The sequence below is a fragment of the Peribacillus muralis genome (assembly GCF_001645685.2).
In the GTDB taxonomy this organism is placed as follows: Bacteria; Bacillota; Bacilli; order Bacillales; family DSM-1321; genus Peribacillus; species Peribacillus muralis_A.
Window position 1 is genome coordinate 1,164,986 of record NZ_CP017080.1, and the last position, 18,424, is coordinate 1,183,409.

The 18,424-nt window shown below is 42.2% G+C and carries 21 protein-coding genes and 2 riboswitches; of the genes, 9 read left to right on the forward strand and 12 right to left on the reverse strand.

What is annotated here, in order from left to right:
* Positions 1–41: 41 nt before the first annotated feature.
* Both ABE28_RS05550 and ABE28_RS05555 read right to left on the reverse strand, forming a co-directional pair.
* Positions 42–710, reverse strand: coding sequence for a methionine ABC transporter permease (locus ABE28_RS05550; RefSeq protein WP_064466676.1), 669 nt, complete (start codon positions 708–710; stop codon positions 42–44).
* The gene (locus ABE28_RS05555) at positions 697–1,713 is read right to left on the reverse strand and encodes a methionine ABC transporter ATP-binding protein (RefSeq protein WP_064466675.1); all 1,017 of its coding nucleotides are present in this window, start codon (positions 1,711–1,713) and stop codon (positions 697–699) included. Before ABE28_RS05555 ends, ABE28_RS05550 begins: the two co-directional genes overlap by 14 nt.
* A 69-nt stretch (positions 1,714–1,782) precedes the next feature.
* Positions 1,783–1,889: riboswitch (SAM riboswitch) on the reverse strand.
* Positions 1,890–2,099: 210 nt separating this feature from the next.
* Here ABE28_RS05555 and ABE28_RS05560 point away from each other — a divergent pair.
* Positions 2,100–2,915, forward strand: a complete 816-nt coding sequence (locus tag ABE28_RS05560; protein ID WP_064466674.1) for an MBL fold metallo-hydrolase — start codon at positions 2,100–2,102, stop codon at positions 2,913–2,915.
* Positions 2,916–3,154: 239 nt separating this feature from the next.
* Positions 3,155–3,354, forward strand: a riboswitch (cobalamin riboswitch).
* Between the two features lie 167 nt (positions 3,355–3,521).
* Entirely contained in the window at positions 3,522–3,767 is a 246-nt protein-coding gene (locus ABE28_RS05565) for a hypothetical protein (RefSeq protein WP_064466673.1), read from the forward strand.
* A 25-nt stretch (positions 3,768–3,792) separates the two neighbouring features.
* Here the strand turns inward: ABE28_RS05565 and ABE28_RS05570 are convergent, their stop codons facing one another.
* The 6 genes from ABE28_RS05570 to ABE28_RS05595 form a co-directional block, all read right to left on the reverse strand.
* Positions 3,793–3,981 carry a hypothetical protein gene (locus ABE28_RS05570; protein ID WP_064466672.1) on the reverse strand — a complete coding sequence of 63 codons (189 nt, stop codon included), beginning with the start codon at positions 3,979–3,981 and terminating at the stop codon, positions 3,793–3,795.
* Positions 3,982–4,074: 93 nt separating this feature from the next.
* On the reverse strand, positions 4,075–4,278 hold the full coding sequence (locus tag ABE28_RS05575; protein WP_064466671.1) for a YheE family protein: 204 nt from the start codon (positions 4,276–4,278) through the stop codon (positions 4,075–4,077).
* Positions 4,279–4,341: 63 nt separating this feature from the next.
* On the reverse strand, positions 4,342–5,538 hold the full coding sequence (locus tag ABE28_RS05580) for a YheC/YheD family endospore coat-associated protein (RefSeq protein ID WP_064466670.1): 1,197 nt from the start codon (positions 5,536–5,538) through the stop codon (positions 4,342–4,344).
* Positions 5,535–6,908: a YheC/YheD family endospore coat-associated protein gene (locus ABE28_RS05585; RefSeq protein WP_156775691.1), complete on the reverse strand. Its 1,374-nt coding sequence runs from the start codon at positions 6,906–6,908 to the stop codon at positions 5,535–5,537. The genes ABE28_RS05580 and ABE28_RS05585 overlap by 4 nt, the downstream gene beginning before the upstream one ends.
* Positions 6,905–7,975, reverse strand: coding sequence for a YheC/YheD family endospore coat-associated protein (locus ABE28_RS05590; RefSeq protein ID WP_064466669.1), 1,071 nt, complete (start codon positions 7,973–7,975; stop codon positions 6,905–6,907). Before ABE28_RS05590 ends, ABE28_RS05585 begins: the two co-directional genes overlap by 4 nt.
* Before the next feature lie 16 nt (positions 7,976–7,991).
* Positions 7,992–9,353 carry a YheC/YheD family endospore coat-associated protein gene (locus ABE28_RS05595; RefSeq protein ID WP_064466668.1) on the reverse strand — a complete coding sequence of 454 codons (1,362 nt, stop codon included), beginning with the start codon at positions 9,351–9,353 and terminating at the stop codon, positions 7,992–7,994.
* Between the two features lie 468 nt (positions 9,354–9,821).
* Between ABE28_RS05595 and ABE28_RS05600 the strand changes: the two genes are divergently transcribed.
* From ABE28_RS05600 to ABE28_RS05610, 3 genes are all read left to right on the forward strand, one after another.
* Entirely contained in the window at positions 9,822–10,178 is a 357-nt protein-coding gene (locus tag ABE28_RS05600; RefSeq protein WP_064466667.1) for a YlbF/YmcA family competence regulator, read from the forward strand.
* Positions 10,179–10,303: 125 nt separating this feature from the next.
* Positions 10,304–11,170, forward strand: a complete 867-nt coding sequence (locus tag ABE28_RS05605; protein ID WP_064466919.1) for a Cof-type HAD-IIB family hydrolase — start codon at positions 10,304–10,306, stop codon at positions 11,168–11,170.
* A 128-nt stretch (positions 11,171–11,298) separates the two neighbouring features.
* Positions 11,299–11,553, forward strand: a complete 255-nt coding sequence (locus ABE28_RS05610; protein ID WP_057912515.1) for a transcriptional regulator SplA domain-containing protein — start codon at positions 11,299–11,301, stop codon at positions 11,551–11,553.
* A 70-nt stretch (positions 11,554–11,623) separates the two neighbouring features.
* Here ABE28_RS05610 and ABE28_RS24880 read toward each other — a convergent pair whose 3' ends face one another.
* Together ABE28_RS24880 and ABE28_RS05615 are read right to left on the reverse strand one after the other, a co-directional pair.
* A complete protein-coding gene (locus tag ABE28_RS24880) occupies positions 11,624–11,929 on the reverse strand; it encodes a hypothetical protein (RefSeq protein WP_156775692.1) in 306 nt (101 codons plus the stop codon).
* Positions 11,930–12,014: 85 nt separating this feature from the next.
* Entirely contained in the window at positions 12,015–12,467 is a 453-nt protein-coding gene (locus ABE28_RS05615) for a DinB family protein (protein ID WP_064466665.1), read from the reverse strand.
* 276 nt (positions 12,468–12,743) lie between these two features.
* On the opposite strand from ABE28_RS05615, the gene ABE28_RS05620 reads away from it, so the two are divergent.
* Complete coding sequence (locus ABE28_RS05620) at positions 12,744–13,145, forward strand: hypothetical protein (RefSeq protein WP_064466664.1); 402 nt, start codon at positions 12,744–12,746, stop codon at positions 13,143–13,145.
* 79 nt (positions 13,146–13,224) lie between these two features.
* Here the strand turns inward: ABE28_RS05620 and ABE28_RS05625 are convergent, their stop codons facing one another.
* Complete coding sequence (locus tag ABE28_RS05625; protein WP_180319979.1) at positions 13,225–14,091, reverse strand: dimethylarginine dimethylaminohydrolase family protein; 867 nt, start codon at positions 14,089–14,091, stop codon at positions 13,225–13,227.
* Positions 14,092–14,319: 228 nt separating this feature from the next.
* On the opposite strand from ABE28_RS05625, the gene ABE28_RS05630 reads away from it, so the two are divergent.
* Positions 14,320–15,936 carry a long-chain fatty acid--CoA ligase gene (locus ABE28_RS05630; protein WP_064466663.1) on the forward strand — a complete coding sequence of 539 codons (1,617 nt, stop codon included), beginning with the start codon at positions 14,320–14,322 and terminating at the stop codon, positions 15,934–15,936.
* Positions 15,937–16,035: 99 nt separating this feature from the next.
* Positions 16,036–16,827 (forward strand): enoyl-CoA hydratase, encoded by a 792-nt coding sequence (locus tag ABE28_RS05635; protein ID WP_064466917.1) that lies wholly within the window; start codon positions 16,036–16,038, stop codon positions 16,825–16,827.
* Between the two features lie 88 nt (positions 16,828–16,915).
* On the opposite strand, the gene ABE28_RS05640 is transcribed toward ABE28_RS05635, so the two are convergent.
* The gene (locus ABE28_RS05640) at positions 16,916–17,104 is read right to left on the reverse strand and encodes a YhzD family protein (RefSeq protein WP_064466662.1); all 189 of its coding nucleotides are present in this window, start codon (positions 17,102–17,104) and stop codon (positions 16,916–16,918) included.
* Between the two features lie 326 nt (positions 17,105–17,430).
* On the opposite strand from ABE28_RS05640, the gene cysK reads away from it, so the two are divergent.
* Positions 17,431–18,354 (forward strand): cysteine synthase A, encoded by a 924-nt coding sequence (gene cysK / locus ABE28_RS05645; RefSeq protein ID WP_064466661.1) that lies wholly within the window; start codon positions 17,431–17,433, stop codon positions 18,352–18,354.
* Positions 18,355–18,424: the final 70 nt, after the last annotated feature.

Here is an 18,424-nt window from a genome sequence, read left to right on the forward strand (position 1 = left end):
CTCCTGGATCTATAGTATGAATCATTAATAAATGAAAGGTTCTATCGTTTGTTTACTAAGTAAGAAGCTTTGTCACCAAGCATTTGGATGATTTGTACAAGGCAGATCAATACGACGATCGTCGTGATCATGACCGTATTGTCATAGCGGTAATATCCAAACCTGATGGCCAGGTCACCAATCCCGCCTCCCCCGATCGTTCCTGCCATAGCCGAATAACCGATAAGTGAAATGGTCGTTAATGTAAGCCCTTGGATGATACCCGGCTTAGCCTCTGGCAGAAGGACATCTTTAATGATCATCCATGGCGTGGCACCAACGGCAATTGCCGCTTCAATCACTCCTTTGTCTATTTCACGCAATGCTGATTCAACAATCCTTGCAAAAAAAGGTATCGCCGAAACGGAGAGGGATACGGAGGCCGCCCTTGGCCCTATCGTCGACCCCGTAAGGAAATCCGTTAAAGGAAGGAGGGCGACCAAGAGAATGATGAATGGGATGGACCGGACAATATTGACTACGAAGCCAAGAGAACGATTCACGACACTATTTTCGAAGAACAAGTTCCTGGTTGTCGTAAACAGTAATACACCCAGCGGTAAGCCGATAAGGAGAGCAACCGCCAGAGAAACAGCCACCATGTAAATCGTTTCAATGAATGCTTTATTAAGGTCAGGCAGGATATGGATGATGGATTCAAGCAGTGACATGTTTTAGCACCTCCACAGAGCTGGAACGATTCTTTATATAGGTCAATGCTGAATGAATCTCAGCAGCTTCGCCAATCAATTCAATGATCAATATCCCTAAAGGTACATCCTGAATATATTCAATTTTCCCATGAAGGATATTACCCTTTACCGAATAAGCTTGAAGGGTATCCGAGAGAATCGATTCACCTGCCGTTTGCCCTTCGAATTGAATCTTTATGATCGTTCCTTTACTTTCTTCAATCAAATGTGAGGGAAGCTCAAATTCCAGTACACTGCCAATGAATTTTTTCGTTAACTCCTTTTTAGGTTGTGAAAATATTTCATAAACGGAACCCTCTTCTATTACCCGCCCATCCTGCATGACCGCGACCCTGTGGCACAGTTCCTTGACGACTTCCATTTCATGTGTAATCAACACAATGGTGATGCCAAGTTCGCGACTGATTTTCTTCAGTAACTGTAATATGGCCTTAGTCGTAGTAGGATCAAGGGCTGAAGTCGCCTCATCGCATAGCAATACAGACGGATCATTGGCTAAGGCACGGGCAATTCCGACCCGCTGCTTCTGGCCGCCGCTAAGCTGGGCCGGATAGACATCCTTTTTATCACTGAGCCCTACAATATCCAACAGTTGTAAAACACGTAACTTGATGGCTCCCTTCGATTGGTGCGCTGCCTTCAAGGCAAAAGCTACATTTTCAAAAACGGTTTTGGAGCTGACAAGGGAAAAATGCTGAAATATCATGCCGATTTTTTGACGTTGCTTCCGAAGCTCTTTGCTGGATAGAGATGTTAAGTCAATCCCGTCAATGATGATATGTCCTCCTGTGGGACGTTCAAGCAAATTCAAGCAACGAAGTAATGAGCTTTTTCCTGCTCCGCTGTAGCCGACAATCCCATATACTTCTCCTTTTTGAATGGTTAAAGATACGTTATCCACTCCGATAACTCGGTTTTTCTTCGATATGTATTCCTTCCTGACTGAACGGATTTCAATCATGAGCCTGCCCCCTTATACATAAAAAAAACTGCCTCTATCATTCAGAAAGAGGCAGCGAAATTATATCTCGTCTTATCTTTCAGAATGCAATCATCCTGCAGGAAGTGGCACCGTTCCCGATTGGGGCGGTTGCCGGACATCACAGGGCCTGATCCCTCCGTCACTCTTGATAAGTAAATTATTATTTTGGAATATTTCAAGTTTTTTAATATATTCTATACTATTGGTTATTCACCTCATTGTCAATGAATTCTGTGATTTTGGAATAATTTTTTTGCTTGTTTCATTATTCTTTGTCAAATGGGGGGAATGGTAGTACATTTATTGTAACAAATAGAAAAAACTTGGATTATGACTATCTTATACAGTGAAGGATGTGCAGCTTCATGATTGAAGTTAAAACGGTAAATGATGTAGTTTGTGTGTACGGAACTCCGGGGGCCGTCAATTCGGGGATGAGCGTTTATGTTTTTCTAACGGATGGTCTTTTGATTGATACGGGCGCACAAAGTTTATTGGACGGATTGATCCCATTCTATGAGACCGCCGATTTTGATTCGGTGGCCCTTACGCATTATCATGAGGACCATACGGGAGGCGCGGCCTGGATACAGGAGCATAAAAAGGTCCCGATATTCATTCATCCGATGTCGGTTGAAGCATGTGCGAAGGATGCTGAATATCCGGCTTATCGCAAAATGTTTTGGGGGCGGCGGGATGCTTTCAAAGCAGAGCCGCTTGGTATGGCCGTTCATTCCCGGAGCCAAACATGGGAGCCGATTTACACCCCCGGTCATGCGCATGACCATATGGTGTATCTGAATCGCAGTACGGGCATGCTTTTTTCAGGCGATCTCTTCGTCACTCCCAAAACAAAACTAGTTCTGCGGGAAGAGTCCGTTCCCGTCCTCATTAATTCCATAAAAAGCTTGCTTCAATATGACTTTGGCGAGATGTTTTGCTGCCATGCAGGTCATGTTCCGAACGGAAAGGAAATGTTCCGGAAAAAACTCGATTATTTGGAAAACCTCCGTGGAGAAATTTTGCTTTTGCATAATCAAGGACTCTCTGTTCAGGAAATCCAGGATACCTTATTACCCAACCGTTATCCTCTTATTGAAATATCAGAGCATGAATGGGATTCGGAGCATATCATTACGTCGATTTTGAAAGAAAATGTCCTGAAGGGAAGCAACATATAAACAAATAGCCGGACAAACTGTTCAGGATGTTTTTCCGGATTAAACGTGAAATATCTTAAAGCATAAATGCTGGTTCTAGTTTTTTAACTACTTGCTGCGGTTTCTTTTTTGTAACCTCAATGGTGTGAACATCCTAAGTGGAATGGCTGGAACCAAAGAACTGAAAACGAGATGATCGATCATCTCCGCGGGCCCTGATTGTAATCCAGGAAATAATTTGATACATTTATATGGAAAACTAAATTAGTCTAGAAATGGGTGCGGATAAGAAATCTTCTATTTATTCGCTTAATAGGGAAGCCGGTTAAAATCCGGCGCTGTCCCGCAACTGTAAATGTGAGCGATTCGATTGATGCCACTGTTTTCTGCAATAGGAAATGGGAAGGTTCGAAAAGCGATGATCATGAGCCAGGATACCTGCCTGTTTTTAGCACATCATCAAATGCCTACGAGGATAGGAGATGTTACGTGCGAAAATTGGCAAAAGCATGCTTTTCATTTTAAAAAATGGAAAAAACATGTTTGTTTTTTGTTATGTTTCGTTTCGTTGCGCTCAAACAACTTCCTTCCGGGAAGTTGTTTTTTATTTTTTAAGGGGGAATACATATGTTTGGAACGGTTGAATTTTTCACGGATAATCTTAAAGTTCAGGTTATGTACAATTTTTCGGGGGGAGATACGGTTTCTTTAAGCGAAAAACGTATCAATCTCACAAGGGAAATCAATGGTCAAGCAAAAAGTCCAGCTGAAAAGGAAGCGTTTTCGCGTAATCTGGAAATCGCCTACGAAAGGGTGATCCATGAAATGTTTGGAGGGGCAGAGGAGGTACTGTTCGAAAAAGAGCTCTCCTAAAAGAGAGCCCTAGACATATGGTCGTCTATTTATTGATGTTAGGATCTGTCTCGTCATACAAATCATGTGCTTCTTCAATGTTCCGGAGGTCAGCGGCCTCATATACATTTCCGCCTGCCAATCCTTCATTGATGTACCGATCGATATCGAGGAAGGCGGAGTCCCTTCCATCATATTCGCTATCCTTTAAAAAAGTCATTTTTTCTTTATCCAAAATAAATCCCTCCTTGCCTTTTCATTAGTTTAGGCAAAGTAGGGATTTTTATTCCTTTTTGGATTTTCCTAAAAACAGGTTGGGCAATACGGTTTATTCATAAACATGATAGACCATTAAATCATGTATCATGGTTTTGAGCTTCGGTTCATCTTCTTTTGTAGGTGGATTGGCTGTCCACTCGATGGTTCCATCTTTATGATATAAGGCTTGAATCGATAGTCTGTTGAAATAAAATGAAATTTTCCATCCTGGCAGATTCTTATGCAGGGGTGCCCATTGAAAATGACTAATCATATGTATTACCTCCATATTTGCTGTCTCACATTACATTATAATGGAAAACGGCAGCAGGAGGTGTTATTTTATTAACCGGTTGGAAAAAGTTAATTCTATGAAAAGGTTTTTTAAATGTAAAAGCCGATTAGCTTCTATATCGGTTTCGTCGAACTGCATGGGTTTGGAGTTGACCTCGTAAATGAATAGAGAGCCCGATTCGTCTTCACCGATATCAATTGAAAACTCTCCGAGAAAGCCCAATTTTTTTGAAAGGATTTCTCCGCATTTTTGGGCGATTTTTGCCAATCTTAAATTCAGTTTTCTTGATTGCAGGCTCTGATAAGGATAAAGCTTGCCACCACGCGGTGTATGTGTAGTGATTTCCTGTGTTTGTGACATCCTTACAGCTTTGCCGGTTATTTTATAAAATCCTTTTTCATAATGGACGAGGACCCTGTAATCGTAACGATGACCATGAAGTTTTTTTGGTGCGATCGCCTGCTGAGCGAGGTAATTTCTTTTTAATAAGTCTTTCTTTTTTGCTTCCCAGAAAGAATCGAAGTTCGAGAAAGATTCGCCAAGTTTTAGGCTGTTGAACAAAAGTGTATCATCCGGATTTTTGCAGATGGTATAAATACCCTTTCCTTGGCTTCCTTTACAAGGTTTTAAATAGATATGTCGGTGTGCATCAAGGAATGATTCCAGGCAATCGCGAGTTTTCAGTCTCGTTGTTGCCGGGAGGTGCTGGATGAGGGAACCATCTTCAACCAAAGTTTCGTACATTACATATTTATCTAGGAAACCCGGGTTGAATATGTTCACACTATGCTCATTAAAATGGTTCATGAGCGATTGAAATTCTGCAGAAGCCTCATAGGACCTCAAGGGAATACGATTATAGACAATGTCTGGAAGCGGCAGCTTGCATTCAATCCACCTGTCTGCACTGGAAGAAAAAACATACCCTATCATTGAACCGGAAGTAAGGGCTTTTCCTGTGAAGACATAGGTTAAAATTCCATGTTGGAAAAGATACAATGATAAATCCCGAAAAAGGGACAAGTTACCGCCCAAACCTGTTTCCTTTTTGGGATTGAACGAAGTCAGTATTCCAACAACAAGCACCCGTCTGCCGGGGAATTCGGTTATTGGATATAGAATTTGCCCTGAAAGAGCTTGTTTGTAGCTTATTTCTTCTTTGTCAGCTCCGGCAAAAAGCACTGCATCCTTTTGGTCAAGACACCAAGCCTCCGAGGTATTATCATAAAAGATATTCATCGCTGCACACTGATGGCATTTGTAATCGTCTGTTCAGTCAAATAAATGGCGTAATCGAGGCTGAGCTTTCTTGTCAACAACTCAAATTCCTTTAGTTTGGGATGGGAGAAGATGGAGCGTCCTGGCTTTGAATTCGCTTCGAACATCCAAACCTGCCCTTTTTTATCCAGTCCAAAATCGAATCCGATTTCTGCTATGATGCCATCGAGGTGCTTTTCGATGCTGTCGCTCAATATGAGTGCTGCTTCAGACAGCTTGCGCTCCACTTCTTTAGCCTCATCGTCATCACCAAACAGTTCCGCAACCGTTTTGATGACCCCGCCGCCTTTAATATGGGTCGTGACACTACCGGCTCCCGCTACTTTGGCGGCAATGGCGGTTACCTGCCAAACTCCATTACTGTCCTTGTTCGTATGCACCCGGAAGTCGACTGGGCGCTTTTCTGATCGAATGAGCGAGATGCCCTGCTGAACGATGAGGTTCTCCAGCGGCCGATCATTAAATAGGTGCTTGACGATCGATTCCAGTGTGGAGAATTTTTGTAATTTATTTTCCTTCGCTTCATTTGTATAGCGGCAATAATAAACATTTTCATGCTTATCATATAGAATCTGATGAATGCCAAGGCCGAGGCTGCCATGAATTGGTTTAATATAAACTTGACGGTAATGGGAAAGAAGCGTTTCTATAACGGATATTGATTGAAATGGATATGTTTCTGGCAAATATGGCAGTGCGCGCTCATCTGCACATAATCTTTCATTAACGTCCCATTTATTGAAAAATCCCGGATTGAACCATGGGATGGTATAGTCCCTTTGGAATTTCTGTTTCACTTCTTTAGGACCGTCACGGTTTTCGGTCAACCGATTGGGAAGCCGATCATAGATGACGTTTGGAAAAGGAAATTCATGAATGTGCCAATCATCGTTCTCGAACACATAACCCCTGATTGTTTCTTCTTCCCAATTGATGACATTCTCTCCAAAAACGAAGGGGATGCAGCCTGTTGTACGGCTAAGGGAAAGGAGCTTTGAGAAAAATTGCGATCTTTCCCCTAGAGGTTTGTTTGACAAGCCTGTGAAACCTGAAGAAAAAATACCTACCAACGGTCCGATATGAATCGTCTTGCCATATATGAATAAATGGAGGGGGATATCGGTGGGATCGAATTTTAACGATTCCGCGAGACTCTCCGATAGGACGATGGATTGATTGATGGCCGGATTTTGCTTCACATTGGCAGGACATGAATGCTGCCCGAAATAAATCAATTCAGTCTCTCCCAAATCTCCAAGTTCTGAAGGGTAGAAGAGAACGTTGCCAGGGATGACGGCAACTTCGGCAGGATAAGTCTTTCTCACATTCATTCACCTGCCTTCTGAAGATGATCGGCTAAATATTGGCTATATCGAAGCGGTGCACGATGGATAGCATTCATGGTTTCCGGCTGCAGTGCCTGGATGATTTTTCTTCCGGGTTTTGAATTAATGTCCATTATCCAAACCTGCCCCTTATTATCGATACCTAAATCGATGCCCAACTCGAATAGCCTTTCAAACACACCCTCTGTTTCGGCAGGCAGGGTGCGGAGAATATGCTGGATTTTTTGTTCGACAGCAACCGAAATGATTTCAGGGTTTTTTTTGATGAAGGAATCCAATGTCATGGCTTCTCCGCCTGTTGCCAAATTAGAGGTGATTCCATCCTTTTGGCCGGTACGAATGCCTCGGCCCCGTTCCACCCATTGGTTTTTTTCGTTTTTTTGCAGTAGGATCCGTAAATCGAATGGTTCGTTTTCTTGGTTGCAAAGTTCCAAATATGGCTGGCAAAGGTATTTGAATCGATTTAGTAAATGCTGCAGCCATTTGTTCAGCTGTGATTTTGAGGTGAATTGACGTTCGTATTTGGTACCTTTTTTTGTCATGGATACTAAAGTGCCGTCATCGTTTTTGGAAAGAAGGTAAATTCCCGTACCGCCTGCGCCGAATTCCGGCTTGATGATGATTTTATCCAAGCGCTCCAAATGACCGATAATATCTTCAGATGTCGATACTTGGACGGTCTCTGGGAAAAAAGCTTGAAGCAGGGGATGTTTTTTCAGGATTTGATAGACGTCCCACTTACCGGGAAGTCCGAGTCCCAAGAAGGTGGAATGCTCCTTTAACCAATTGATTTTATTTCGGGATTCCGATGGCTGACGCGATAGTCCATGGAAGCAACGATCATAGATGAAATCAGGTATATCAGTCGATGCTGCAATCCACATTTCCTTTTCTGCATCAAAACGTTCGCCCCGCACTTTTTTAACGTCACAATCAATATTTTCAGGTGTGAATTTACAAACGTTCATATTGAAGGATTTTGCCGTTTTGGCTATTTCGGTGAAGTAGTGGTTTTCATGTGAATCCGACGTTGCCATTAATCCAATTAACACGTGCTAGCAACTCCTTTTATCGATGTTTTTCGCGGTTAAGGGTCAGCATGAAATCTATGATTGATTTTACTGATGGACGAAAGGTTTCGTAATTACCCTGGAATTTTTTAGAAGGTTTGGAATTCACCTCGATGATCCATGGATGGGTATCGATATCCAGTGCTACATCTATTCCCAGTTCCCCGAAAGATTCGTCATGGTGCTCAACCATTGCCCTCGCCGTGTTTTTAGCCAGCCGTATCAGCTTTTGATATAAACGTCCAGCATCAGGATAATCGAATACCTCCTTTAGGAAATCCGAGCCATTTTTCATCACTCCGCCTTGTGCAAGATTGGAAACGATGGCACCCTGTTCTCCAATCCTGGCAACCATTGATGATACCCTCCATTGAAATTGATCGTTTTGGTGGAGAAGTATGCGGAAGTCAACCTTTCTTTGCTCTGTTTCCAATAAGGAGATCCCCTGTTGCAGGATGAAGGCTTGTTTTCTGGAAAATCTTTTTAATATATCGAACAATTGCTCTTCCGTATCTGCGAAGTGCAGTTCCTGCTTATTCCCGGAGGACTCGATTTTCCATTTTCCAGATACTTGCGTTAATTTGCATATATTCTTGCCTTGACTGCCTGAAGCGGGCTTAAAATAGATGACCGTATGCTTTTCTATGAAGCGCAGGAATGGTTCGTTTTCCCCAAAAAGTATCGTATCAGGTAAACTTGGCAGCAATTCATATTCTAGATTCAGCAGCTCATGTACATCATACTTGGAAAGGAATCTACCGTTGAACATCGGTATCGACCGTGCCGCGAGTTCCATTTTAAAAACCTCGAAAGATTGCGATGCCTCAAGCTTCCGCGAATGTATCCGGTTATATAATACATCCGGAGTGGGGAGAGTTAAGGATTGCCAACCATTTTGTCCTGCAAACAAGCCTTCCGCTATCCCTTCTTGGAGTGATTGCAGTTTCAATAAATAGAAGGGGATGCCTTGCTGATTACAATAAGATGCCATTTCCTGATAAAATTTTTCCATCTCCCCGAATGTCCCGTCCTGCATTGGAACTTGGTTCGTGAGTGCAGCAAAGAAAGGGCCTATCTTAATGGTCCTTTGTTCCGCATGAAAAGAAACGGATATTGCATCAGAAAAAACAGGGAGTGATAAAAATTGATTCATATCATATGAAAGTTTCAATGTAGGCCCGGATGAAGGGAATGGCTGGACAAAAACCGGGACGGAACGGCATCCAGCCATGATCGTCACGGGTTCCCCGAAACGAAGGTCCCATTCCCTAAATAGTTTTTCTTCGATGAACAAGAGCGCTTTCTTTCTAGTCTCTGCAGGGTTCACTGTCATGAAAACCTTCTGATGGTTAATGTTCATATTAATTCCCCGTTTGCACTAAGTTTGTTATCCTTTTTCAGTTAAATGATGGGCAAAAGTGGATAACACATTCTATGTTTTTGAAAGTAGAAGGTGTCATGATGCCATCGTTTCACAAAATAAAAGCTAAATCACATGAATGGTTAAAATTCAGTGAGAGTTGCTTCTTTACAGAATATGAAAATTTCCTTTCATACAGAAGTAAAGAAGCGTTTCCACAAGAAAAAAATCGATTTAAATGAACGAGCTTTTAATAGAATGAAGCGATGCTTTGCATCGAAGGAAGTACCTGCTTGATGTCGCAGGGGTCTTTCTTGAAAAAACAATTAGCTGCCGTTTACATAACGACGATTCTATACTTAATTTAGGGGTAATCAAACTGTTTTATAAGGAAAACGTGTAATTCGCATGCGGATTTGTTATAGTGGAAAAGGTGTAGGAATACAATGATACCGGGAGGGGAAATACATGAGTAACGTATATGATGCAGCGTATGAAATGGAAAAGGCGATCCGGGCAAGCAATGAGTATGCTGACTTGCAACGATTATATGATCTTGTCAATTCCGATGAATCAACAAAAGCAATGTTTGAGAACTTCCGTAATCTGCAAATGTCTTTGCAGCAAAAACAAATGATGGGCGAGGAAATTGCTCCTGAAGAAGTTGAACAAGCTCAAAAGACGGTTCAGCTTGTTCAACAAAACCCAACCATTTCTCAATTGATGGAAGCTGAACAACGGATGAGCATGGTCATCGCTGATCTCAATAAAATTATCATGAAGCCGCTTGAAGATTTATACGGCATGCCTGAACAACAGCAATAAGTCTACTCTAACCTCCAACCATTTATATATGGTTGGAAGTTTTTTTATGTGAACCACTATTTGTTCTACTCTGTAAAATTTAGTCATAAATTTGAAAGAGGATATTACAGATGGGGGAGATCAGCATGGTATATCGTCTACTTGCGGTCAATATAGACGGGACATTGCTCCAGTCCAATGGCCGTTTAAATAAATCGACTAAAGAAGCAATCGATTATGTGCACCAAAAAGGTGTCCATGTTGCACTTGTAACGTCAAGAAATTATCATTCAGCAAAAAAAGTGGCCAAAGCCCTGAAAATAAATCCGATGATAGTTGCCCAGCAAGGCGCATTTGTAGGTGCTTCGATCGAGAAGCCCATGATGGTAAAAAGAATTTCAGAAGAATTGACTGTGGAGCTTGTGCAAATGCTCGAAAAGACCGTGTGCCAAATATTGCTCATTCATGAAAAATACTCACTTGGCAATCGCGTGAACCTTCCGGAAAACCTGCTTGGCAAAACGGTCATGTATATGAATGATCAAAATATCTATGCCCAAAATTATGTGGATGATATCAGTGAAGAGTTGATTGATAAGCCTATGTCCCCAACAAAAATGGATATAATATTTTCAGAACAAAGTGATCGAAATGATATGCTTAAATTAATGAAGGAAATGTTCCCCGAGGTGGATGCGCTTTTACACCCAGGCCATAAGATGACCATTGTTCCGAAGGGTGTTTCAAAATGGAGTGGCGTGCTTTATTTAGCCGACCGTCTAGAGGTGAAAAGGACGGAAATCGTCTCGATAGGAGATGGCTTGGATGATATGGAGATGATTGCCGGTTCCGGATTGGGAGTTGCCATGGGCAATGCGGATGCGGAAGTGAAGAAAGTGGCAAAATGGGTCACTCGCTCCAATGATCAAGATGGTGTTGCCTATATGCTGAAGGAATTCTTCCGCAAGCAGCATCCCATCGAATTTTTGCAAAAGATGAATATGCTTAAATGAACCATGCGGCTCCTTCATTTTAGAAGGAGCCTCAACCATTTTTTTAAAGGTGCAAAAATTATTTCATAAATAATTCTAAACTCCTTTCCGTAAACTATAGAAAATCAGCTAAGGAAAGGAAGGATAAAATGGGAGTTATCAATGCGAAAGAAGTACAAGTCGGAGACGAGGTATTTGTGATTTATAATAATCCCCATGTTCCCACCGTTTCCAATATAAGGGCTGCGGAAATCGTTCCCCACCCAAAAGATCCGAATGCTGTCGCTTTATTCCTGAATGATACATTTCATACGATAGAGGACGATGATGCCTTGTTCTCCTCGGAAGCCGCTGCCGAACAGGCTTATAATGATTTTATCGAAAATCAGGATCAGTTGACGTAATAATGACACGAGTACTGCAGCCCCTGCTTTCATTGCTGGGGTTGCTTTTGATTCGCCTGGCAAACAGAACTCAAAAATAAAAGCGTGAAACACGCGAGTAAAAGCTGAATTGGCGAGTAAAAGCTGAATTGGCGAGTAAAAGCGCTAAATTGGCGAGTAAAAGTGCTAAATTGGCGAGTAAAAGCGCTGAAATGGCGAGTAAAAGCGCTAAATTGGCGAGTAAAAGCGCTGAAATGGCGAGTAAAGCGCTGAAATGGCGAGTAAAGCGCTGAAATGGCGAGTAAAGCGCTGAAATGGCGAGTAAAAGCACCAAAATGGCGGGGAAAAGCGCCAAAATGGCGGGTAAAAGCGCTAAATTGGCGAGTAAAAGCGCCAAATTGGCGGGTCAAGCACAATTTCGTGAGTGAAATATACAAAAAGCTGTCAGATCATTTCATGAAAATGATTGACAGCTTTTTGTGTTATTGATCAGTTGATTGAATGATGAGTTTCATTGCGTGCATTTGTCCAATATGGTTCGCTTCGTGCAGGACTATGAAATTAATGAATTCGCCTATAGCTTCCATTCCCATGAAAGGCTGTGCTGCTTTTTCTGTCAGGCGTTCTTCGGGAATTTCAAGCAGGCGGCCAAGTTGTTCTTGCAGTTGTTGTGTCAAGGTATCTACAGAAGGTACGTCGCCGGTCCAGTCGGCAGGTTTTGATCCATATCCGAATAGCTTTCCGTAATTGGCAGGCAACGTGCTGCTTGAATCCAATAAGAATTTTTCCGCTGCGGTTAGAACATGTCCTAGATGCCAATGGAGGGTATTATTAAAACCTTCAGGCTGTATATCCATATGTTCTGGAGTGACTCCCTCGATTTCCTTCAAAAGATTTTTGCGCATCATTGTCAGTTGGTTTTGAACATAATTCATTTTACATTCCCCTTTCGATCTTTTTTCTAGGTAACTTATAGAAGTATAACAAGGGTATTTCCATAATATCAAATTTCGACTCAGTGAAACTATGAGAAAATTGCAGCTTGGTGGACAAAACCTACAAAAATCATGCATGGCTTAATGATTTGAAGTTAAACGCTCAAGTTTCTTACCGTTCATCACGAACTTCCCCTATTTCTATTTTCCGAAGACTAGTATAATGAATCTTAAATGGATAATTAATCCATCTGTGTGTGAAGGGAGATGACATGAATGAAAAAGAAGACATGTATACTAGCACTTGTCTTATTGTCGATAACGGTAATGGCAGGGTGTACAACAAAGGAAGAACATATTTCGATTCAAAAACTTGAAAACAAAACTTACCATTTCGAGGCCTATAAACAAGAAATAGAAACGAGAGATACAGAAAAAGCAAAGGAGGTCTTAAAGAATGCGGATTGGCATGAATTCGTATGGGATAAGGATATTCCTAAGGCGGATTTCATCTTTTATTTCAATGATGATAAAAGTGAAGGGGCAATTCCTGTTTACTATGCTTGGGTCAATAAAGATGAGCATGTAATCGAATTGACTCGGGATCAGCACAAAAAACATGTTCAATTGAATCGTAAGGAATCAACACCCATATTAAAGCTGTTAAATGAATGGTAAAAAGCTAAAAGTAAAAAGGACCTCCGCTAATGGCAGGTCCGGTAAAAGTAAAGCGCTGCGTAATTGGCCAAGCAGGTCCTTACATTTTTTTTGTTGTCCGCAACAGGGGCATGGTACAGCAACGGAAAGAGCCGCCTGACTTGATGATTTCACTAATATCGACTTCAATGATGTCGTACCCTCGTTGACGAAGCTTACGATTCACTTGTTCGTTACAAGGCAGGCTGAATAATTTTTTATTTCCAATCGAAAGTACGTTGGTTCCCAATGTGAATTGCTCTTTTTTGGTCACTTCGATGATGTCATAGCGCGAGGCTAATAAATCCAGTTCTTTTTTTGCATGGGCTTCAGGAAAAATAAGCGCCTCTGTTGGTGAAATTACATTGAAAACGCAGTCTAGGTGAAGGAATTTTTCAATGAAGGGGATGGCGATGACATCATATTCCGGCAATAGGGACTGAAGGTGCCGGATGGAGGATTCATCCGTCCGATCACTGACCCCGATGTAGATCGTGCTACCATCAATGATGACATCACCGCCTTCAATATGATTTTTGTGAAGGTTGAAAAACGGGATATCATGCGTTTCGAGCCAGGATTTCAAGATAAGTTCTTCGCCCTGCCTGATGGTTGTAGCCATTTCTGCTACGTAAACTGTGTTGCCGAGAGTGAATCCGATGTCCCTTGTAAAGACTTGTTCTGGATATGTACTTTCTGGAGGCAGTTTAATGACCTCGATTCCTTCTCGTTCAAGTGCCTTGGTAAAGTGGGCATGCTGCTCCACGGCGCGGGCTTGATCTATATTTTCCTCCATGAACTCCTTTTGCGTTTCATTAATGATGTCACGGATCGCCATATGACGAGGTTCGCAGACAATCACCCGTGATAGCTTTGAATATTCACTCGCACAATACGCCTCTAATTCTTCGTTTATTCTATTTACCATCAGTGAGCTCCCTCTAAATATAATTATATCTTTACTATTACCTTTTTTTTCTAGAAAGAAACATGAAAAATAAGTTGTTTCGAAAACAGCTTCCTTGTTCTTCATGATATTTCAGTACTTTGAAATTCATTCAAAATAAACGGAAAAAACATATCTAGGGAAAAAGGATTATTTTTTTTCTGGTCGAATATATAATGAAGACGTTTTCAATATAAGGGGGAGATTGTAATGATGGATACTCCGTTGATCATGACTCAGATCATTGAAAGAGCTGAAAAGTATTTTCCGAAGAAAGAAGTAGTTTCGCGTACGGATGGTGGAGTCCATACTTATACATATGCCGAGTTTGCAGAGCGAACAAGGAGGCTTGCAAGTGCCTTGAGTGAGCTTGGAATAAAGACAGGCGATCGTGTCGGAACGCTTGCCTGGAACCATCATAGGCATCTGGAAGCTTATTTTGCAATTCCTTGCTCTGGAGCTGTCCTGCATACCATTAATATGCGACTTTCTCCTCAACACGTTTCTTATATCATCAATAGTGCAAAAGATCGATTATTATTGATTGACCCAGATGTGATTCCATTACTGGAAGCAATTAAAGATGAGCTGCATGCGGTTGAAGGGTATATCGTCATGACCGATAAAGCCGAGCTTCCCGAAACATCCCTTTCACCTCTATACCATTATGAAACCTTATTGGCTGAAGGGAATCCAAAACAGCCGTTCGTCCAGAATTTAGATGAAAATGCTCCGGCAGGCTTGTGTTACACTTCCGCTACGACAGGGAATCCAAAAGGTGTGGTTTATTCACATCGGGGGATATTGCTGCATGCAATTGCACTGGGGCTTGCCGATTCCACCGCAATCAGCGAAAGGGATGTGGCCCTTCCAGTCGTGCCCATGTTTCATGTCAATGCTTGGGGCATGCCTTTTGCGAGCGTCTGGTTCGGGACAAAGATGGTTTTGCCGGGGCCGTATTTCACACCGAAAATATTGGCGGAGCTTATCGAAACAGAGAAGGTCACCATCGCGGCAGGTGTACCGACGATCTGGCTTGGGCTATTGAAGGAGCTTGAAGAAACCGAACATGATACGAGCAGCATCCGCGCTGTGTTATGCGGAGGTTCGGCTGCCCCAAAAAGCATGATTAAGGCATTTGAACAAAAGCACGGAATTCCGTTTCTGCATGCCTATGGGATGACGGAGACAAGCCCGCTCGTATTTATTTCCAAACCAAAAAGCTATCAGGAAGGCCTTCCTGAAGAAGATCTTTATGAATTGAAGGCTAAGCAAGGCCTTGTTGCGCCAATGATCGAAATTAAAGTGGTCGGTCCGGATGGGGAGGTATCACCTGATGGCAAAGAAATGGGGGAATTGCTCATAAGGGGTCCTTGGATTGCGGATGAGTATTTTCAAGATGGACGTAGCGAGGATACGTTTAAGGATGGATGGCTCTACACAGGTGATGTCGTCACGATAGATGAGGAGGGGTTCGTGAAGATCGTCGATCGGACAAAGGACCTGATCAAGAGCGGCGGGGAATGGATTTCTTCAGTGGATTTAGAGAATGCATTAATGGGACATGAAGGGATTTTTGAGGCGGCGGTCATTGCGGTGCCTCATGAAAAATGGCAGGAGCGCCCGATTGCCTGCGTTGTTTTGAAAGATGCATATAAAGGTCAGGTATCAGATGAAAACATCATCGAATTTTTAAAGCCGCAGTTTGCTAAATGGTGGCTGCCGGATGAAGTGATCTTTTTGGATGAGATTCCTAAAACGGGGGTTGGCAAGTTTTTGAAAAGGGCCTTGCGAGATCAGCTTCAGGATAAATACATCAAAAAATAATGGAATGATTTCCGCAATTACAACTTTTCGCCCTATTCCGTTAATGGCAGGGGATATATAATTATTTCATGGAATAAGAAGGAGGAAGAAAAATTGAGTATTGAATCAACATCAACTGCAGGTACTGTATTAGTGACATATTCGGACCGGACAGCTACCGTTGCCATGAATCGTCCAGAGGCGATGAATGCATTAAATCCGGAAATGTTGCATGATTTCATTACTGTTCTTAAAGAAGTAAGTGATAATGAAGCAGTGGACGTCGTCATTTTAAAAGGGAATGGAAAAGCCTTTTCAGCGGGCGGAGATATCAAGATGATGCTCTCACCCGGAAAAGAAAACGCTTTCGACGATTTGATGGATGGCATCAGTGAATTGGTGACCACGTTATATTTCATGCCTAAATTGACCATTAGCGCCATTCATGGGGCTGCAGCAGGGCTTGGCTTAAGTATAGCTCTTGCAACGGATCACCTCATTGCAGATTCGGATAGCAAAATTGCGATGAATTTTATCGGAATTGGACTGATTCCAGATGGCGGCGGACATTTCTTTCTTGAGCGCCGTCTTGGTGAAGTGGGAGCGAAAGAATTGATTTGGGAGGGTAAAGTGCTTACAGCGCTTGAAGCTAAGGAAAAGGGTCTTATTCATGAGGTGGCAGACGGTACTTTGGAACAGGCAGTGGATAAAAAAGTGCAAGCTTGGCTGCAAAGCCCGATTTCTGCCATGATTAAAACGAAAAAAATCCTTAGTGAAAAAAATCGGCCATTATTGATTAAAATGCTTGAGATAGAAAAAGCGGCTCAAATGAAAATGCGTCAAACGGCGGATCATCAAGAAGGAATAAAAGCTTTCGTCGAAAAAAGAAAACCGAATTTCACCGGTAAATGAAAAATATGAATTGCAAAAGGCCGTCACTATTGTGAGACGGCCTTTTGCGTATAATATTGAGCCTTGAATGAGTGCGCTTCCATAATTGTCAACGGTGAAAAAGCAAGAGCTGGCCTGCTGGTGAAATGCAGCGGTGTGTTTGATCTTGATAGTTTTTTTCATTTAAAAGATTTTGTCCTAATTCTTTTGCTTGCTCATCATTTTCCGCGGTAAACGATTCATCCAAAAGTTTTTCACCTGACGGCTCAAATACGGTTAGCTTGTATATTTTGGTCATTCCAAAAACCCCCTTTTCAATTCGTAAATAATCATGGTATGAATGGTTAAGAAAATTTTATCATTATCTGTCAATTTTGACTATTATTATCTGAAAGAAATATATAAAAACTAAAGATATTGAAGTTTAGCAGGATTTTATAAAAAATGATGTGAAATAATTATATCGAACAAACTTTATCCGCTAATCTCTATTAGAGTCAAAGTGTACAAAGCCTATTTATGCAGACGGAAATCCATCTTTAATATCAAAAAGTATAAAATGATATAATAAGCTGGAAGGAATGTGTATGGAGTATGTGTTCAGGTCGAAGGGAGTTAGAGGGAATGACAGTGAAAATCGTGAATAATATAACGGAATTGATAGGGGATACCCCCGTTGTAAGGATCAACCATTTAACAGGGCGGGGTGACGCGGAAGTCTTTGTAAAGCTTGAATATTTCAATCCAAGCCGGAGTGTAAAAGATCGGGCTGCGTTTAACTTGATCAAGCAAGCGGAGCTGGATGGAGTCATCCAGTCTGGTGCCACGATCATCGAGCCAACTTCCGGCAATACAGGTATCGGTCTTGCCATGAATGCAGCGGCAAAAGGCTACAGGGCCATCATGGTCATGCCAGATAATATGTCAAAGGAAAGAATCAATATTTTAAAGGCATATGGTGCGGAAGTTGTCCTTACTCCGGCTGCGGAACGGATGCCTGGTGCAATTCGTAAAGCTGAGGAACTCGCATCTGAGATCCCGAATAGCTTCATCCCCCAGCAATTCGAAAATAAAGCCAATCCTGATATACATAGAGTGACGACTGCTGTCGAGATCTTGGAACAGATGGATGGGAAGCTGGACGTGTTTGTGGCAACTGCGGGTACAGGAGGAACGATAACAGGAACGGGTGAAGCGTTAAAAGAACAGCTGTCACAATTAAGGGTTGTCGTAGTGGAGCCTAAAGGTTCGCCCGTTCTTTCAGGAGGAAAGCCTGGTCCGCATAAGCTGGTCGGTACCAGTCCTGGCTTTGTGCCGAGCATATTAAATACGGATGTGTTCGATGAAATTGTCCAAGCGGCTGATGAAGATGCGATTTCAACGATGAAGGATATGGCGGCGAAGGAAGGGATTCTAATCGGGCCATCAGGCGGTGCTTCTGTCTGGGCTGCCCTCAAGGAGGCACGTCGCCTTGGTGCAGGCAAACGAGTCCTATGCGTTGCACCTGATAATGGTGAACGATATTTAAGCATGGATATGTTTCACTAATAGTACAGACCGAATGCGGTGCAGCAACAATGTACCAGCCATTCGGTCTTTTTATTTGAGAATGTGGCGA

Coding starts and splice junctions, on each gene's coding strand:
- ABE28_RS05625 (WP_180319979.1), bottom strand. CDS start 14,091: ATGGTAAATAGAATAAACGAAGAATTAGAGGCGTATTGTGCGAGTGAA.
- ABE28_RS05595 (WP_064466668.1), bottom strand. CDS start 9,353: ATGAACATTAACCATCAGAAGGTTTTCATGACAGTGAACCCTGCAGAG.
- ABE28_RS05560 (WP_064466674.1), top strand. CDS start 2,100: ATGATTGAAGTTAAAACGGTAAATGATGTAGTTTGTGTGTACGGAACT.
- ABE28_RS05640 (WP_064466662.1), bottom strand. CDS start 17,104: ATGACCAAAATATACAAGCTAACCGTATTTGAGCCGTCAGGTGAAAAA.
- ABE28_RS05610 (WP_057912515.1), top strand. CDS start 11,299: ATGGGAGTTATCAATGCGAAAGAAGTACAAGTCGGAGACGAGGTATTT.
- ABE28_RS05575 (WP_064466671.1), bottom strand. CDS start 4,278: ATGATTAGTCATTTTCAATGGGCACCCCTGCATAAGAATCTGCCAGGA.
- ABE28_RS05600 (WP_064466667.1), top strand. CDS start 9,822: ATGAGTAACGTATATGATGCAGCGTATGAAATGGAAAAGGCGATCCGG.
- ABE28_RS05615 (WP_064466665.1), bottom strand. CDS start 12,467: ATGAATTATGTTCAAAACCAACTGACAATGATGCGCAAAAATCTTTTG.
- ABE28_RS05565 (WP_064466673.1), top strand. CDS start 3,522: ATGTTTGGAACGGTTGAATTTTTCACGGATAATCTTAAAGTTCAGGTT.
- ABE28_RS05585 (WP_156775691.1), bottom strand. CDS start 6,908: ATGAATGTGAGAAAGACTTATCCTGCCGAAGTTGCCGTCATCCCTGGC.
- ABE28_RS05605 (WP_064466919.1), top strand. CDS start 10,304: ATGGTATATCGTCTACTTGCGGTCAATATAGACGGGACATTGCTCCAG.
- ABE28_RS05580 (WP_064466670.1), bottom strand. CDS start 5,538: ATGAATATCTTTTATGATAATACCTCGGAGGCTTGGTGTCTTGACCAA.
- cysK (WP_064466661.1), top strand. CDS start 17,431: ATGACAGTGAAAATCGTGAATAATATAACGGAATTGATAGGGGATACC.
- ABE28_RS05630 (WP_064466663.1), top strand. CDS start 14,320: ATGATGGATACTCCGTTGATCATGACTCAGATCATTGAAAGAGCTGAA.
- ABE28_RS05550 (WP_064466676.1), bottom strand. CDS start 710: ATGTCACTGCTTGAATCCATCATCCATATCCTGCCTGACCTTAATAAA.
- ABE28_RS05620 (WP_064466664.1), top strand. CDS start 12,744: ATGAAAAAGAAGACATGTATACTAGCACTTGTCTTATTGTCGATAACG.
- ABE28_RS05555 (WP_064466675.1), bottom strand. CDS start 1,713: ATGATTGAAATCCGTTCAGTCAGGAAGGAATACATATCGAAGAAAAAC.